General features: G+C 70.3%; 12 protein-coding genes and 1 riboswitch. Of the genes, 8 read left to right on the plus strand and 4 right to left on the minus strand.

The window, feature by feature from the left end:
• Positions 1 to 138: 138 nt before the first annotated feature.
• On the plus strand, positions 139 to 5,916 hold the full coding sequence (gene pulA / locus E3O62_RS08900; RefSeq protein ID WP_134398258.1) for a pullulanase-type alpha-1,6-glucosidase: 5,778 nt from the start codon (positions 139 to 141) through the stop codon (positions 5,914 to 5,916).
• 44 nt (positions 5,917 to 5,960) lie between these two features.
• On the opposite strand, the gene E3O62_RS08905 is transcribed toward pulA, so the two are convergent.
• The 3 genes from E3O62_RS08905 to E3O62_RS08915 form a co-directional block, all read right to left on the minus strand.
• Positions 5,961 to 8,780 carry a molybdopterin-dependent oxidoreductase gene (locus E3O62_RS08905; protein WP_134398259.1) on the minus strand — a complete coding sequence of 940 codons (2,820 nt, stop codon included), beginning with the start codon at positions 8,778 to 8,780 and terminating at the stop codon, positions 5,961 to 5,963.
• Positions 8,777 to 9,787, minus strand: a complete 1,011-nt coding sequence (locus tag E3O62_RS17410) for an FAD binding domain-containing protein (RefSeq protein WP_134398260.1) — start codon at positions 9,785 to 9,787, stop codon at positions 8,777 to 8,779. Before E3O62_RS17410 ends, E3O62_RS08905 begins: the two co-directional genes overlap by 4 nt.
• 188 nt (positions 9,788 to 9,975) lie before the next feature.
• Positions 9,976 to 10,515: a molybdenum cofactor biosynthesis protein B gene (locus tag E3O62_RS08915; RefSeq protein WP_241973394.1), complete on the minus strand. Its 540-nt coding sequence runs from the start codon at positions 10,513 to 10,515 to the stop codon at positions 9,976 to 9,978.
• Positions 10,516 to 10,599: 84 nt separating this feature from the next.
• Here E3O62_RS08915 and E3O62_RS08920 point away from each other — a divergent pair, with 84 nt between their 5' ends.
• The 7 genes from E3O62_RS08920 (at position 10,600) to E3O62_RS08950 (ending at position 15,778) form a co-directional block, all read left to right on the plus strand.
• Entirely contained in the window at positions 10,600 to 11,022 is a 423-nt protein-coding gene (locus E3O62_RS08920; protein ID WP_134394460.1) for a molybdopterin-binding protein, read from the plus strand.
• Positions 11,019 to 11,813: a molybdate ABC transporter substrate-binding protein gene (modA, locus tag E3O62_RS08925; RefSeq protein ID WP_198410900.1), complete on the plus strand. Its 795-nt coding sequence runs from the start codon at positions 11,019 to 11,021 to the stop codon at positions 11,811 to 11,813. Before E3O62_RS08920 ends, modA begins: the two co-directional genes overlap by 4 nt.
• A 7-nt stretch (positions 11,814 to 11,820) precedes the next feature.
• Entirely contained in the window at positions 11,821 to 12,639 is an 819-nt protein-coding gene (locus E3O62_RS08930; protein ID WP_241973395.1) for an ABC transporter permease, read from the plus strand.
• Complete coding sequence (locus E3O62_RS08935; protein WP_134394459.1) at positions 12,636 to 13,394, plus strand: sulfate/molybdate ABC transporter ATP-binding protein; 759 nt, start codon at positions 12,636 to 12,638, stop codon at positions 13,392 to 13,394. The genes E3O62_RS08930 and E3O62_RS08935 overlap by 4 nt, the downstream gene beginning before the upstream one ends.
• Before the next feature lie 55 nt (positions 13,395 to 13,449).
• Positions 13,450 to 14,766, plus strand: coding sequence for an aminotransferase class V-fold PLP-dependent enzyme (locus tag E3O62_RS08940; RefSeq protein ID WP_134398262.1), 1,317 nt, complete (start codon positions 13,450 to 13,452; stop codon positions 14,764 to 14,766).
• Entirely contained in the window at positions 14,763 to 15,326 is a 564-nt protein-coding gene (gene sufU / locus E3O62_RS08945; RefSeq protein WP_134398263.1) for a Fe-S cluster assembly sulfur transfer protein SufU, read from the plus strand. Before E3O62_RS08940 ends, sufU begins: the two co-directional genes overlap by 4 nt.
• A gap of 52 nt (positions 15,327 to 15,378) precedes the next feature.
• Positions 15,379 to 15,442: riboswitch (guanidine-III (ykkC-III) riboswitch) on the plus strand.
• 12 nt (positions 15,443 to 15,454) lie between these two features.
• Positions 15,455 to 15,778, plus strand: coding sequence for a multidrug efflux SMR transporter (locus tag E3O62_RS08950; protein WP_134342038.1), 324 nt, complete (start codon positions 15,455 to 15,457; stop codon positions 15,776 to 15,778).
• A gap of 57 nt (positions 15,779 to 15,835) precedes the next feature.
• Here E3O62_RS08950 and E3O62_RS08955 read toward each other — a convergent pair.
• A partial coding sequence (locus tag E3O62_RS08955) for an HNH endonuclease signature motif containing protein (RefSeq protein ID WP_134398264.1) occupies positions 15,836 to 16,546 on the minus strand: 711 nt, incomplete at its 5' end.

A 16,546-nucleotide genomic window follows, 5' to 3' on the forward strand; every position in this document is an offset into this window, starting at 1 on the left:
TATGGGGGGTCATCCGGCTCGGCCGCCGCGCAATCAAGTAAACGCTTGCAGCAAACGCTTGCATGTGCGGTACGCGACGGAGTAGCGTCACTTCTGTTGTTCTCAGCGCCACCGGGCGCGAGACAGGGGGAGTCACTGTTGACGAAACGCACCGCTACACGCCGCCCGGCCATCCGCCGCATCGTGGCCACGATCGGAGCCGGCGCGATCGTTCTCTCCGGTCTCGCCTTCTCCGAGGTGTCCGCGGCCGCCGCCACCCCGACGGTCGCCCTGGTCGGCAGCCTGCAGAGCGAGTTGGGCTGCACGGAGGACTGGCAACCGACCTGCGAGTCCACCGAGCTGGCCCCGACGGGCGTCGACGGGGTCTGGTCCGCCGAGTTCACGGTGCCGGCCGGCAGCTACGACTACAAGGTCGCCCTCAACGACGCGTGGGACGAGACCTACGGGCTGGACGGTGGTGCCGACAACATCCCGCTGACCGTCGCCGGTGAAAGCCGGTTGAGCTTCACCTTCGACCTCAGCAGGAAGCGCGTCGGCCTCGAGGTACTCTCCCTGGCCGGTGCCTACTCCGCGGAGGACGAGGCCGTGGCGGCCGCGCCCATCCGCCAGCCCGGCAGCGACGAGCAGTTCTACTTCGTGATGACCGACCGGTTCAAGGACGCCGACCCGGCCAACAACACCGCCGGCCTCGGCGACGACCCACTGGTGTCCGGCTACGACCCCGCGAACAAGGGCTTCTACAACGGCGGCGACCTCGCCGGGCTCCGTTCCCAGCTCGACTACATCGAGGGTCTCGGCACGAGCGCCCTCTGGCTCACGCCGTCCTTCAAGAACCGGGCCGTGCAGGGCGAGGGCGCGAACGCCTCCGCGGGCTACCACGGCTACTGGATCACCGACTTCACCCAGATCGACCCGCACCTCGGCACCAACGCCGAGCTCAAGGCGCTTATCGACGACGCGCACGCCCGCGGCATCAAGGTGTACTTCGACATCATCACCAACCACACCGCCGACGTCATCGACAACGAGGAGAAGCAGTACTCCTACATCGACAAGGCCACGTCGCCCTACACGACCGCGGCCGGTGAGCCCTTCGACCCGGCCGACTACGCGGGGACCGACGAATTCCCGACCCTCGACGGGACCTCCTTCCCCTACACGCCGTTCGTCGCGGCCGCCGACGCCACGGCCAAGGTGCCGGTCTGGCTGAACGACCCGACGCTGTACCACAACCGGGGAGACTCGACCTTCGAGGGTGAGAGCAACCTCGACGGCGACTTCTCCGGTCTCGACGACCTGATGACCGAGAACCCGGCCGTCGTCAACGGCTTCGTCGACGTGTACACGGACTGGGTCGACCTTGGTATCGACGGCTTCCGTATCGACACGGTCAAGCACGTCAACCTGGAATTCTGGGACACGTGGTCCACGCAAGTGCTCGACTACGCGCACGCCGCCGGCAAGCCCGACTTCTTCATGTTCGGTGAGGTCTACGACGCGGATGCCGCGAAGACGTCCCCGTATGTGCGCAAGACCGACCTCAACTCGGTGCTCGACTTCGGATTCCAGTCGCAGGCGACCAGCTTCGCCGCCGGGAACTCCGCGAAGGGGCTCAGCCAGCTGTTCGCCTCCGACGACCTCTACACGACTCCCGACTCCAACGCCTCCGCGCTGCCGACCTTCCTCGGCAACCACGATATGGGCCGGATCGGCTACTTCCTGAAGAACACCGATGATCCGCTGGCCCGCGACGTGCTCGCCCACGAGCTCATGTTCCTGACCCGCGGCCAGCCGGTGGTCTACTACGGCGACGAGCAGGGTTTCATGGGCGCGGGCGGCGACAAGGACGCCCGTCAGTCGTTGTTCGCCAGCCAGGTGTTCGAGTACGCGAACCAGCCGCTGATCACCGGCGAGACCGCTGGTTCGGTCGACCGGTTCGCGACGGATGCGCCGCTCTACAGTCGGATCGCTGAGCTCTCCGCGCTGCGGAGCGACCACCCGGCCCTCGCGACGGGCGCCCAGATCGAGCGTTACGCCGACACCGGGGCCGGCGTCTACGCGTTCAGCCGGGTCGACCGCACGGAGAAGATCGAACACCTCGTCGCCGTCAACAACTCGGCCGCGGCGAAAACCGTGACGATCCCCACCCTCACCACGGACGCGTCCTACTCGGTGCTGTTCGGCGACACCGCGGCCGCAGTATCCGGCGACACCGGCGACCTGGCCGTCACCGTGCCGGCCCGCGGCTCGGTGGTGCTCGTGGCCGACCGACCCGTCAGCGCTCCGGCCGCGGCCGCCGCGATCACGGTCGCCGCCCCGGCAGCCGGAGCCGGCGTCACCGGCGTCTCACCCGTCGGGGCCACCGTCGACGACGGGACCTGGCAGGAGACCGGCTTCGCCTGGCGGGTCGTGGGGGACACGAAGTGGACCAGCCTCGGCACCGCTGAAGACACCACTCCGCGGGTCTTCCACGACACCGCCGGCCTCACCACGGGCACCCTGGTCGAATATCGCGCCGTCTCCACGGATGCCGCCGGCCAGCGGGCCGCCGCGTCCAGCTTCGCCTCCGTGGGCAACACGGTGTCGCTCGCCGATACCGGCACGCCCGACGCCGCGATCGACCTGGTCACGGTGGCCGGTAGTCACAACTCCGAGATGGGTTGTGCCGGGGACTGGCAGCCCGGCTGTGAGGCCGCGAAACTGACCCTCCGAGCCGACGGCATCTACGCCGGCACATTCGACCTTCCGGCCGGCGACTACGAGTACAAGATCGCCGTCAACGGCTCCTGGGACCTCAACTACGGTTCCGGCGGAGTTCCCGGCGGCGACAACGTGAGCTACACGACCGCCGGCGGCCCGGTCACGTTCTACTTCGACCCGCGCAACAACTTCTTCCAGGGCACGGCCGAGGGCGATATCGTCGTCGCGGCCGGTTCCTTCCAGGAGGAGGCCGGTTGCCCCGGAGACTGGAAACCGGACTGCCTTGCAACCTGGTTGCAGGACGTGAACGGCGACGGCATCCTCACCCTGAGTTCGAACACCCTGCCGACCGGCTCGTATGAGGCGAAGGTCGCGCACAACCTCGGCTGGGACGAGAACTATGGCGCCGACGGCGTGCCGAACGGCGCGAACCTGTCGTTCACGGCCACCGAGGGCAAGGAAACCCTGTTCAGTTACGACCTCGCCGCCCACGTGCTCACGATCACGGTGACCGACCCGCCGCTGGCCGGCACGGGAGCGCAGCGCGCGCACTGGGTGAGCGAGAAGACTCTCGCCTGGCCGCGTGACCTGCTGCCCGTGAATGCCGACCCGGCCGCGCTCGGCTTCGCGTTGCACTCCTCGCCGGCCGCCGACCTGGCGGTCGTCGACGGAGCGGTGACCGGCGGTGACACGGTCGCCCTCGAGTACGACCCGGCAGGCCTCTCCGACGCGGAGAAAGCGCGTTTCCCGGCCCTCGTCGGGTCCGTGGCCCTGCGCCCGGTCGGTGTGGACCGGTCGGAGGTGGAACAGCTGTTCACCACCCAGCTGGCGGTGGCCCAGTCCGGCACCGGGACCGACGACACCACAGGCATCCTCACCGCGTTCACGGGCGTGCAACTGCCCGGCGTGCTCGACGACCTCTACGCGGATGCCGCAGCGGACCGGACGCTCGGCGTCACCTGGTCGAAGAAGCGGCCCACGATCGCGGTCTGGGCTCCCACGGCGCAGAACGTCGACGCGCTCGTCTGGACGGCGGGCGACACGGCCGACCCGGAGCGCATCGTGTTGACGCGTCAGGGTGACGGCACGTGGACCGCGACCGGCGCCAAGAACTGGACCGGCGCATCCTTCGTCTTCGAGGTCACGGTGTTCGCACCGACGACGGGCAAGATCGAGTCGAACCAGGTCACCGACCCGTACTCGGTCGCCCTGACGCAGAACTCCACCCGGTCGGTGCTCATCGACCTGGCCGATAAGGCCTACCGCCCCACGGCGTGGGAGAAAGCGAAGTCGCCGCTGATCGAGAAGGCCGTGGACCGGTCGATCTACGAGCTGCACGTGCGCGACTTCTCGATCTCCGACGACACCGTGCCGGAAGAGCTCCGCGGCACCTACGGCGCGTTCGGGGTCGACAGCGCGGGAACCCGGCATCTGTCCGAGTTGGCGGCTGCCGGGCTCAACACCGTGCACCTGCTGCCGACCTTCGACATCGCCACGATCCAGGAAGACCGCGCCCTCCAGGCCGTGCCCGCCTGCGACCTGGCCTCCTTCGGACCGGCCTCGCCGGACCAGCAGGCGTGCATCCAGGCGATCAGGGACCAGGACGGCTTCAACTGGGGTTACGACCCGTTCCACTTCTCGGCGCCGGAGGGGTCCTACGCGGTGAACGCCGACGGCGGCGCCCGGGTAGCCGAGTTCCGCGGCATGGTGGGGGCCCTGCACGAGGACGGCCTGCAGGTCGTGCTCGACGAGGTGTTTAACCACACCGCGCAGAGCGGCCAGGGGGAGAAATCGGTGCTCGACCAGGTCGTGCCCGGTTACTACCACCGTCTCAACCCGCAAGGCGCCGTCGAGACCTCCACCTGCTGCCAGAACATCGCCACCGAGCACGAACTGGCTCAGAAGCTCATGGTCGACTCCGTCGTGCTCTGGGCGAAGGAGTACCGCGTGGACGGGTTCCGGTTCGACCTGATGGGCCACCACTCGAAGGCCAACCTGCTGGCCGTGCGGGATGCCCTCGACGCACTCACCCTGAAGAAGCACGGCGTGGACGGCCAGGCGATCTACCTCTACGGTGAGGGCTGGAACTTCGGCGAGGTCGCGAACAACGCCCTGTTCGAGCAGGCGACGCAGGGCCAGCTGGGCGGAACCGGCATCGGCACGTTCAACGACCGGCTGCGCGACGCGGTGCACGGCGGCAGCCCCGTCGACGGCAGCACCGTGCAGCAGCAGGGCTTCGGCACCGGGCTCGGCACCGATCCCAACGGCGTGGCGATCAACGGCACCCCCGAGCAGGCGCTCGCCCGGCTCGGGCAGGCCAGCGACCTGGTGCGGCTCGGCCTGGCCGCGAACCTGCGCGACTTCAGCTTCGTCACCAGCGACGGCACGGTGAAGCGCGGCGACGAACTCGACTACAACGGGTCGCCGGCCGGGTATGCGGACCAGCCGGACGAGGTGATCAACTACGTCGACGCGCACGACAACGAGACGCTCTACGACCTGCTCGCCCTCAAGCTGCCGGCCGACACCGGGATGAGCGACCGGGTGCGCATGAACACCTTGTCCCTGGCCACCGCGACCCTGTCGCAGGCACCGTCGCTCTGGCACGCCGGAACCGACCTGCTGCGCTCGAAGTCGCTCGATCGCGACAGCTACAACTCGGGCGACTGGTTCAACCGCATCGACTGGACCGGCCAGACCAGCAACTTCGGCGTCGGTCTGCCGTCAGCGGCCGCCAACGAGGACAAGTGGGACATCATGCGCCCGCTGCTCGAGGACCCGGCCCTCAAGCCGACGCCGGACGACATCTCGTTCGCGTCTGCCCAGGCCCAAGACCTGCTGCGCCTCAAGCAGTCGACCGAGCTGTTCCGGCTCGGCGATGCGAAGCTGATCAACCAGAAGGTGACCTTCCCGGCCGGCGGACCGGACGCCACCCCCGGCGTCATCACGATGAGCGTCGACGACACGGTAGGTTTCGACGTCGACAGGAAACTGGACGGCCTGCTGGTGCTCTTCAACGCCAGCCCCGAACCTCAGACGGTTCTGCTCAGCGAGTTGGCCGGGCGCGGCTACGCCCTCAGCGGCATCCAGGCCGCCGGTGCGGATGCGCTCGTCAAGTCGACGACCTGGGACACGGCGACCGGCACGGTCACCGTTCCCGCCCGAACGGTCGCGGTGCTCGTCGACGCGCAGGAGCGGACGGCGAAGAAGCGGTAGTCCGCGGCCGCACCCCGTCGCTGCACCCCGTCGCTGCGCCCCGTTCAGGAGCGAACGGGGTGCAGTAGCCGCCAGATCCGGTCGCGCGACATCGGCAGTTCGGTGGGACGGATGCCGATGGCGTCGCGCACCGCGTTCGCCAGCGCGGGCGCCACCGGGTTGTAGGGCGACTCGCTCATCGACTTCGCCCCGAACGGGCCGAGCACGTCGCTCGTGTCCGCGAAGTACACCTCGGTCACGGGCAGGTCGGCGAGCTGCGGGATGTGGTAATTCCGCAGCACGCTCGTGGTCACGGTGCCCGCCCCGTCGAGGATGACCTCCTCGTAGAGTGCGGTGCCGATCGCCTGCGCGACCCCACCCTCGATCTGGCCGCGGCACTGCTCCGGGTTCATCACGACCCCGGCATCCGCCGCCTGGATCGACTGCAGAATGCGCACCTCGCCGGTTTGCGTGTTCACGGCCACCCGGAACGCGTGCACGTTGAACGCCACCGAGCGACGGGCGCCGTCTTCGGCGCCGACACCGCGGAGAGCGGGTGCCCCGGGCACGGATGCCTGCTCGGCCAGTTCGGCCAGTGACACGAACACCTCACCGCTGCGCAGCCCGTCGGGTTCCAGGGTCCAGGCGGCGGCCGGGATCTCCGGGTGCATCTCCGTGGCGGCCGACCGCAGCGTGTCGGCCAGGTCGTTCGCCGCCGCGAGTACGGCCTTGCCGGCGATGACGACGCCCGCGGAGCCGAACGCGCCGGTGTCGTAGCCGATGGCATCCGTGTCGGACTGCAGGATCTCGATTCGGTCGGGAGTCGTGTGCAGGGCCGTGGCGGCCAGCTGCGCGTGCACGGTGGTGGTGCCGTTGCCGAACTCGACGGTGCCGACGCGGACGGTGTAGCGGGTACCGGAAGCGTCCAGGGTCGCGCTCTCCAGGGACACCGAGGCCTGCGCGTAGTGCCCGCGCGGCGGGGTGGTCGCGATCATGGCGGTGGCCATGCCCTCGCCGGTCTTCCAGTGCTCGCCGGGCGGCACGGTGGCGCCGTTGCCGCGGGCCAGGGCCGTCTGGGCCAGGTCGAAGCACTGGTCGAGGCCGTAGCTGCCGAAGATGAGGTCCTCGCCCTCCACGTGGGTGACCACGAGCGGGTCGTTCGGGCCGACCGAGTTTTGCCGGCGCAGGTCGAACGGGTTGATGCCGACGGTGCGGGCGAGCTCGTCGAGCGCGGACTCGACGCCGAAGATCACCTGGCCGAGGCCGTAGCCGCGGAAGGCGCCCGACGGGAGGTTGTTCGTGTAGACGCTTCGGGCATCCACCCGCTTGTTGGGCACCCGGTAGAGGCTGACCGACTCGGAGCTGCCGTGGAACATCACCCCGGGGCCGTGGTTGCCATAGGCGCCGGTGTCGGCGAGCACACCCAGCTTCAGTGCGGTGAGGCGGCCGGCGTCGTCGGCGCCGAGGGTGACGTCGATGCGCATGGGGTGACGGGCCGGGGAGAGGGTGAACTCGTCGGAACGGCTGAACTCGTATTGCACGGGGCGCCCGGTCTTCAGCACCGCGAGCGCGACGATGTCCTCGGTCAGGATCTCCTGCTTGCCGCCGAAGCCGCCGCCGACCCGGGCCGTGAACACGCGCAGCCGCTCCGGGTCGAGGGCGAACAGGCGGCAGATCTCGCGGTGCACCAGGAACGGCACCTGGGAACTGGTGCGCAGGATGAGCCGGTCATCCTCCAGCCAGCCGATGGTGGCGTGCGTCTCCAAATGGGTATGCGCCACCCGTTGGGTCTGCCAGGTTCCGCTCACGCTGTGGGCGGCGCCGGCCAGGCCGGCCGCGATGTCGCCGTATTCGCCGTGCAGCTCGGCCACCAGGTTGCGGGTCGGGTCGGCCAGCCGGCTCGCGGCGGCATCCTTGTCGCCGTGAACCAGGGGTGCGCCGGGCAGGAGAGCGGCGTACGGGTCGAAGACCGCCGGCAGCGTCTCGTAGTCGATCTCGATCAGGCGGCAGGCGGCCTCTGCGATGGCGAGCGTGTCGGCGACGACGGCCGCGACGCGCTGGCCGCGGAACCGCACGACCGAATCGAGCACGAGGGTGTCGTCGGGGTCGTCGAGGCGGTCCTCGTGCCGGGCGGTGGAGAACAGGATGGCCGGGGAGTCGGCGTGGGTGAGCACGGCGTGCACCCCGGGTAGTGCCGCGGCTGCGTCGGTCTGGATCGAACGGATGCGCGCGTGCGCAATCGTGCTCTGCAGCACGCTGAGGTGCAGGAGGCCGGGCAGCGTGACGTCGAGGGTGTACGGCTCCTGCCCACTGACCACGCGTTCGCTGGCCGGGGCCGCCAGGGAGGTGCCGACCGTGCCGGGGCGCGGTCCGGTCTGGACGACCGGGCCCAGGCCGGTGCGTGCCGGTGCGTCGGCGCGACAGGAGCCGTCTGTCCTGGCTGAGCTGTTGACGGGGGTGTGGGTGCCGCGGATGGCGTCCTCGATGGCGCGGTAGCCGGTGCAGCGGCACAGGTTGCCCTTGAGCAGGCGGGGGAGGTCGTCAAGGTCGGTCTCGGTCAGGGCGGACGCGGTCACGATCATGCCGGCGGTGCAGAACCCGCATTGGAACCCGGCGGCGTCGACGAAGCGCTGCTGGACCTTGGCCAGGTCGCCGGGCAGGCCGAGCCCGGCCACGGTCGTGACCTCTGTGCCCTCGGCCCGGAACGCCGGGTAGATGCAGGAGTGCACCGGAGTGCCGTCGACCAGCACGGAGCAGGCGCCGCAGTCGCCGGTGTCGCAGCCCTTCTTGACTTCGAAGTGCTCCTGGTCGCGGATGAAGGAGCGCAGGCACTGCCCGGGGGCAGGGGAGGCATCGACGGGTTCGCCGTTGATCTGGAATCTCATGAGCGGTCTCCGCTCCGGGGTGCCGCCTGGTCTCGCGCGGCCGGTTCGGGTTCCTGTCTCGGTTCGGGCTGCTGTTCCAGCTCGGCTCGGATCTCCTCGCCGAGCACGCCGCTCACGGCGCGGCGCCAGTCGGCGGCGCCGTGGGCATCCGTGAACCAGCAGTCGATGGCGGCGATGTCCTGGGCGAGTGTGCCCGCGTCGGGCAGGGAGTCGTAGCGCAGCTGCACCGGACGCACGGTGCCGGCGGTGACGGTGAGTACGAAGCGGCCGGTGCCGGCGCTGTCGTCGCGGGCGGCCGTGTCGTCGCTGTCGGAGGGGTCGGCGCGGTCGAGCCGGCCGATCAGCACGGCGCCGGAGCGGCCGAGTGGGGAGAGGGCGATCTTGCGGTACGCGGTGCGGGCCGCCAGCGAGGAGGTCGGCACGTGGATGGACCGCAGCACATCGCCGGTGCGGAGCGCGTTGGTGGTGTTGCCGGTGACGAAGGACGCTGCGGGCATCCGTTCGTCGCTGCCGTCACGGCGCCAGATCAGCACCTCCGCGTCGAGGGCGGCAGCCAGGCTGGTCATCGGGCCGGCCGGCAGGGAGGCGCAGAGGTTGCCGCCGACGGTGGCGACGTTCCAGATCTTGAATGAGCCGTAGAGGGCAGTGCAGCACTGGAAGATCAGGGGATGCGCGGTCCAGCCGGGTGCGGCCGCCAGACGGGAGAGTTCGGCGATGGTGCAGGTGGCGGCGATGGTGAGGCCGGGGGTGGTGCCGGTGGCGCGCTCGCCGGTGTGGGCATCCGTGCCGGTGACGGCGCCTGGGCCGGTGTCCGGGGTGCCGGTATCCGTCGTCAGGGTCAGAGCGGGCCAGCCCAGGGTCTGCAGGTCGACCAGCCCGGTGAGGTGCGTCTGCGGGTCGGCGAACAGGTCGGAGCCGCCCGCGAGCGGGGCCACCTGGGCGTCGAGGAGCGCGAGATCGTCACGGTGACGGGCGGGGGTGATCGTGAGCACGGTGTTGAGATCCATCGTTTCCCTCACTCGACCGCTCGAGTGCAGGTCGACACCCTGAATTATCCGCTCGCCCGAGTCGCCCCGCGAGTCGACGCGCGTGCTCGCGGCATCCTCACGGCGAGCCACCCTGTTTTCGCGCAGGGCACGGGTACGCGGAAGGGCGGGAGCCAGCGGAGCTCGTGGGGCCAGTGGGGCCCGTTCAGCTAGTGGTCCACACCGTGGAGCTGGTCGAGGATGTGGTCGAGCACGTCGGCGAGGAGACCCAGCCCATCCTTCACGCCGTTGGGGGAGCCGGGGAGGTTGATCACCAGGGTGCGCCCGCGGGCGATCCCGGCGTGACCGCGCGAGATGACGGCCAGAGGGGTGGATGCGGCGCCGCGGCGGCGGAATTCCTCCATCAGCCCGGGGAGCAGCCGGTCGAGGTGCGGGAGGGTCTGCTCGGGGGTGAGGTCGTGGGGGCTGACGCCCGTGCCGCCCGTGGTGATCACGAGGTCGATGCCAGCGTCGAGGGCCTCGATCAGGGCAGCGCCGACCGGGTCGCCGTCGGGCACGACGCGGCGCTCGCCGAGCGTGAAGCCGCACTCCCGAAGCCAGGCATCGAGCACGGGGCCGGTGCGGTCCGGGTACACCCCGGCCGCGGCGCGGGTGGAGGCGACGATGACCTGCGCGCGGCGCGGTGCACGTGGTTCGCGTGGTTCGGTGGGTTCGGACGAAGTCGACGGAAGGTTCGCTGTGGCGGTCACGCGCTCCATCCTGCCTCACTGCGGCAGCCTCGTTGCCGCCCCTCCCGGTGTCTATTCCGCAGATGCGGTAATAAGATGCTCAATATGTCGCAGATACGGATCAAGGAAGCCGCCGGGTACCTCGGGGTCAGCGACGACACCCTGCGGCGTTGGATCGACAATGGGGCGCTCGCCGCGAGCGCCGACGACGCCGGACGCATGGTCGTCGACGGATCCGACCTGGCCCACCTGGCCCGGGAGACCGCGCTGGCCCGAGAGAACGCGCTGTCGCCCGCGGATCCGTCCACGACGGCGAGCTCGGCCCGCAACCGTTTCGTCGGACTGGTCACCCGCGTGGTGAGCGATCCGGTGATGAGCCAGGTCGAGCTGCAGTGCGGCCCCCACCGGGTGGTGTCCCTGATGAGCACCGAGGCCGTGCGTGACCTCGGCCTGGTACCGGGGTCGGTGGCCGTGGCCGTGGTCAAGGCCACCACCGTGATCGTCGAAACCCCGAAGGGCCAGTCGTGACCCGAGTGTGGAGCGTGCGCGTCGCGGTCGGACTGGCGGCGGCATCCGTCGTGCTGGCCGGCTGCGCAGGAACGGCCGGGGCCTCGTCGGGGGCGACCGGGGCGTCTACGGAGCCGGGTCAGACGCTCACCGTGTACGCCGCGGCATCCCTCACCGAGACCTTCACTGAGCTGGCCGACCGGTTCGAGGCCGCCCATCCCGGCGTAACGGTCGCGCTCAACTTCGCGGGCTCGGCCGACCTCGTGACCCAGATCCGGGAGGGCGCCCCGGCCGATGTGTTCGCGGCGGCGGACGCCAGGACCATGGCCAAGCTCAGCGGCGACGGCCTCCTCGACGGCGTCCCGGCGGTCTTCGCCACCAACACCCTCATGATCGCCGTACCCGCCGACAACCCGGCCGGCATCGATTCCTTCGCCGACCTCGCCGCGCCGAGTGTGGACGTGGTGGTCTGCGCGCCGCAGGTGCCGTGCGGCGCCGCGCTGCCGGCCCTCGAGGCGGCGGCTGGCGTCCGGCTCGCGCCGGTGAGCGAAGAGAACGCCGTCACCGGCGTGCTCGGCAAGGTCACATCGGGCGACGCGGATGCCGGGCTCGTCTATGTGACCGACGTTGCCTCCGCCGGCGACGCGGTTCTCGGCATCCCGGTGCCGGAAGCAGATCAGGCCGTGAATGAATACCCGATCGCCGTCGTGGCGGGCAGTAAGCAGGCGCTGCTCGGGGCGGCCTTCACCCGGTTCGTGACCGGAGCGACCGGTCAGACCGTGCTCGGGGCGGCCGGTTTTGGCGCGCCGTGAGGTGGTGGTGAGTCGCTCCGACTCCCACACCGGCCCCCACGACGGCCGGGTCACCCTCGGCGTGCCCCGCTGGACCCTCCTTGTGGCTGCCCTCGGCGCCCTGTTCATCGTGCTGCCGATCGTGGGCATGACCCTGCGCGTTGACTGGTCGCGGTTCGGTGCGCTCGTGACCTCCGAAGCGGCGGTCGCGGCGCTGCTGCTCAGCCTGCGCACCGCCACGATGAGCACCGTGCTCTGCCTGCTATTCGGCGTGCCGATGGCTCTCGCCCTGGCCCGTAGCCGGTTTCCCGGACAACGCCTCGTGCGCGCCGTCGTGTTGCTGCCGCTCGTGCTGCCGCCCGTCGTGGGCGGTATCGCCCTGCTGTCGACCTTCGGGCGCCGCGGCCTGCTCGGCGCGACCTTCGAGGTGCTCGGGATCCAGATCGCGTTCTCGACCACCGCCGTCGTGCTCGCGCAGACCTTCGTGGCGCTGCCGTTCCTGGTGCTGAGCGTGGAGGCGACCCTGCGGGCCTCCGGCGCGCGCTTCGAGGCGGTCGCCGCCACGCTCGGCGCCACCCCCGGCACGGTCTTCCGGCGGGTGACGCTACCGCTGGTGCTGCCCGGGTTGATCTCCGGCGCGGTGCTCGCGTTCGCGCGCGCGCTCGGTGAGTTCGGAGCGACCCTCACGTTCGCCGGCAGCCTGCAGGGGGTCACCCGCACGCTGCCGCTCGAGATCTACCTGCAGCGGGAAACGGATGCGGATGCGGCCGTCGCCCTGGCTCTGCTCCTCGTAGCCGTCGCCCTGATCGTGATGGTCGCCACCCACCGGCCGCGCGGACTGTCGTGACCTTCGAACTGGCCGCCGTGATGCGCCGGCGCGGACTGGAGGTCGCCTTCACCGTGTCGCCGGGCGAGACGGTGGCGCTGCTCGGCTCCAACGGGGCCGGCAAGTCGACCATCGTCGAGCTCTGCGCGGGTCTGCTGCGGCCCGATTCGGGTCGGGCCACCCTCGATGGGCAGGTCTTCTTCGATCTGGCGGCCGACGGTGCAGACCGTGCCGGCGATGGGCGACCGGGCATCTTCACACCGCCGCACGCCCGACGCACGGTGCTGCTCGCCCAGGAGCCGCTGCTCTTCCCGCACCTGAACGTGCGCGACAATGTGGCGTTCGGGCCGCGCAGCGCGGGGGAATCCCGGGCTGCGTCACGACTTCTCGCCGACGAGTGGCTCGCCGCCGCCGAGGTGTCCGACCTCGCCGACCGGCGGCCCGGGATGCTGTCCGGCGGCCAAGCCCAGCGGGTCGCGGTGGCCCGGGCCCTCGCGGCCAGCCCGCGGCTGCTGCTGCTCGACGAGCCCATGACCGCGCTCGACGTGGCGGCGGTGCCCGCCCAACGCCAGTTGCTGCACCGGGTACTGCTCGATCGGTCCGTCATCCTGGTCACCCACGACCCGCTCGACGCCCTCGCGCTGGCCGACCGGGTGATTGTGCTGCAGGGCGGGCGCATCATCGAGCAGGGGCCGACCCGCTCGGTGTTCGCGCACCCGCAGGCCGAGTTCACCCGGGCCCTGACGTTCGGGCTCGACTTGTCTGCCTCGCCGTGACACCCCTGTCAGAGTTCGGTGTGCATTGCCCGGGGGAGGGAATACGCTGGTAGATATGACGTCTTCCGCTTCACCGTCCACCCGTGCGATCGCTCGCCCGCTGACGGACGAGGAAGTCGACCGCATCCGCAACGACTTCCCGATCCTCGATCAGCTGGTCAATGGGCATCCGCTCAATTACCTCGACTCGGGCGCGACCTCGCAGAACCCGCTCAGCGTCATGGAGGCCGAGCAGGAGTTCTACGAGCAGCGCAACGCAGCCGTGCACCGCGGGGCCCACACGCTCGCGTTCGGAGCCACCGAGACGTTCGAGGCTGCCCGGGCGACCGTGGCCGCATTCATCGGGGCGGAGGCCGACGAGATCGTCTGGACGTCGAACGCGACCGAGGGCATCAACCTCGTCGCCTACGCCTTCTCCAACGCGTCGCTCGGCCTCGGCGGCCCCGCGGCGACACGATTCTCACTCGGCGCCGGCGACGAGATCGTCGTCACCGAGATGGAGCACCACGCCAACCTGATTCCGTGGCAGCAGCTCGCGTTGCGCACCGGCGCGACCCTGCGGTTCATCCCGGTTCAGGATGACGGCACGCTCGACCTGGCCGCGGCGGCGGGAGTCATCGGAGCCCGCACCCGCCTGCTCGCGCTCACGCACGCCTCCAACGTGGTGGGCACGATCAACCCGGTCGCCGAGCTCGTAGCTCTGGCCCGCTCGGTGGGAGCGCTGGTGCTGCTGGACGCCTGCCAGTCGGTGCCGCATCTGCCTGTGGACGTCGCCGCCCTCGACGTGGACTTCGCCGTGTTCTCCGGGCACAAGATGCTCGGCCCGACCGGCATCGGTGTGCTCTACGGCAAGGCCGAGCTGCTCGCGGGCATGCCGCCGTTCCTGACCGGCGGATCCATGATCACCACCGTGGACATGCACACCGCCGAGTTCCTCGCCCCGCCGCAGCGGTTCGAGGCCGGTACCCAGCGCATCTCCCAGGCGATCGCCCTGGCCGCCGCGGTGGAATACCTGACCGAGACCGGGATGGAACGCATCGCCGCGCGCGAGGCCGAACTGGGGCAGCGCCTCGTGGCCGGGCTCGCCGGCATCCCCGGGGTGCGTCTGCTCGGGCCGCCGGCCGGAGTCGACCGCATTGGTCTGGCCAGTTTCGACCTGGCCGGGGTGCACGCCCACGATGTCGGTCAGTACCTCGACGAGGCCGGTATCGCGGTGCGCGTCGGGCACCACTGCGCCCAGCCGTTGCACCGCCGGCTCGGCGTGACTGCGTCGACCCGCGCGAGCACCTACCTGTACACGACCACCGACGAGGTGGACCGGTTCCTGGCGACCCTGGCCGAGGTTGCCCCGTTCTTCGGAGTGAAGTCATGACCCAAAGCGCCATGCAGCAGCTCTACCAGCAGATCATCCTCGACCACGCCAAGTCCCGGAACGGTGCCTCGGCGGAGGGGCTGCCACCGCTCGAGGCAGCCGGGACTGCTGCCGGTGCTGCTCGTGGCGCCGCTTCTCCTGCCGGTGCGGGTTCCGGGTTGCGCGTGACCGAGTCGCATCAGGTGAACACGACCTGCGGCGACGAGGTGACCGTGCGCATCGGTGTGCGCGCCGGGGAACCCGGCGGCTCGCCCGAGTCGGCCGGTGAGCCTGCCGACGACGCCGTGATCGAGGAGTTCGCCTGGGCCGGCGACGGATGCTCGATTTCGATGGCCTCGGCATCCGTGCTGCACGACACCGTGCGGGGCGAGAACGTCGCCACCGCGCGGGCCGTGCTGAACACCTTCCGCGAGATGCTGCGCTCGCGCGGCACGATCGAGCCCGACGAGGAGGTGCTCGGTGACGCTGCCGCGTTCGCCGGCGTCTCCCGCTACCCGGCCCGCGTCAAGTGCGCCATGCTGCCCTGGGTGGCGTTCGAGGCGGCTCTGCTCGCGGAGTAGGGCCTGTGTAGGTCTGCGCAGGGATCGCGCAGGCTCGGAGGCTAGGGTGGGCGGAGGCCGCGCGACGCGGCTCCGGACGACGGTTCAGTACCCGGCACGCGACAAGACTGGCCTTGGGAGCTGTTGTCATGTCGTGGATCATTCTCATTGTGTCCGGGGTTCTGGAAGCCGTCTGGGCCACGGCGCTCGGTAAGTCGGCCGGGTTCACCCGACTGTGGCCATCCGTCGTGTTCGCGGTGGCGCTCGTGCTCAGCATGGGCGGGCTGGCCTTTGCCATGCGGGACATCTCGACCGGGACCGCGTATGCCGTCTGGGTCGGGATCGGCGCGGCACTCACCGTGCTCTACGCCATGGTCTTCGGCGCCGAGCCGGCCTCCCTGCTGAAGATTGTGCTCATCCTCGGCCTGGTGGGGTGCGTCGTCGGGTTGAAATTCGTCGACGCCGCGCACTGAGTCGGTCGCTGAGCGCGTCCGACGCTGCGAGCATCAGAGCATCAGAACGGTGGAACATCAGAACGGCGGCGGCTCGTCCGCTTCGGGTGGCCGAGACCTCGCTTGAGATGAAGGCCTCGGCGTCGGCCCCGGCGTCGGCCCCGGCTGCGGCCCCGGCTTCGGTCGACGCTCCGGTGGGCGGATGATCGTGGCTGGCTCACTGATGAACGTGCGCCCGGTCGGCGAGGTCCACTTCAGGGTTCCGTCCGGGAGGTGCGTGTAGGTCCACCGGGTCTCTGACTTCAGTGCATGGTCGGCTGGACACAGATGCGCGAGGTTGTCGTGCTCCGTCAGCCCGTCGTACTGCCAGTCGAGGGTGTGGTCGATGTCGCACTGTGTCGCCGCCCGGCGGCAGCCCGGCCACCGGCAGGTTTCGTCTCTCACCCGGAGGTACCGTCGCAGTTCTTTCGGCACCTTGTAGCGGGTGCGCCCGACCGAGAGCACCGCTCCCGTGTCCGGGTGGGTCAGGATCCGGATGAAGCCGGGTGCCCGAGCCGCGATCTCGCGTGCGGTGTCGGGGTCGATCGGTCCGTATCCCTCGAGGTGCCCGGGGGCCTCGGAGTGGCCGAGGAGCGTCATCGCCGGGACGGTCACGTGCACCGACCCGCGAACACCCTGGCCCAGCCCTGGCGCGGTGACCCCGTCGAGGATCAGGTCTTCGAACACGTCTGCCCGCAGCTGGGTGAGTGTGCGGGTCTCGTTCGGGCCCTGCAGGCTCATCCCCATCAC

This window comes from Cryobacterium sp. TMT2-15-1, assembly GCF_004402345.1.
GTDB classification, from domain to species: Bacteria; Actinomycetota; Actinomycetes; order Actinomycetales; family Microbacteriaceae; genus Cryobacterium; species Cryobacterium sandaracinum.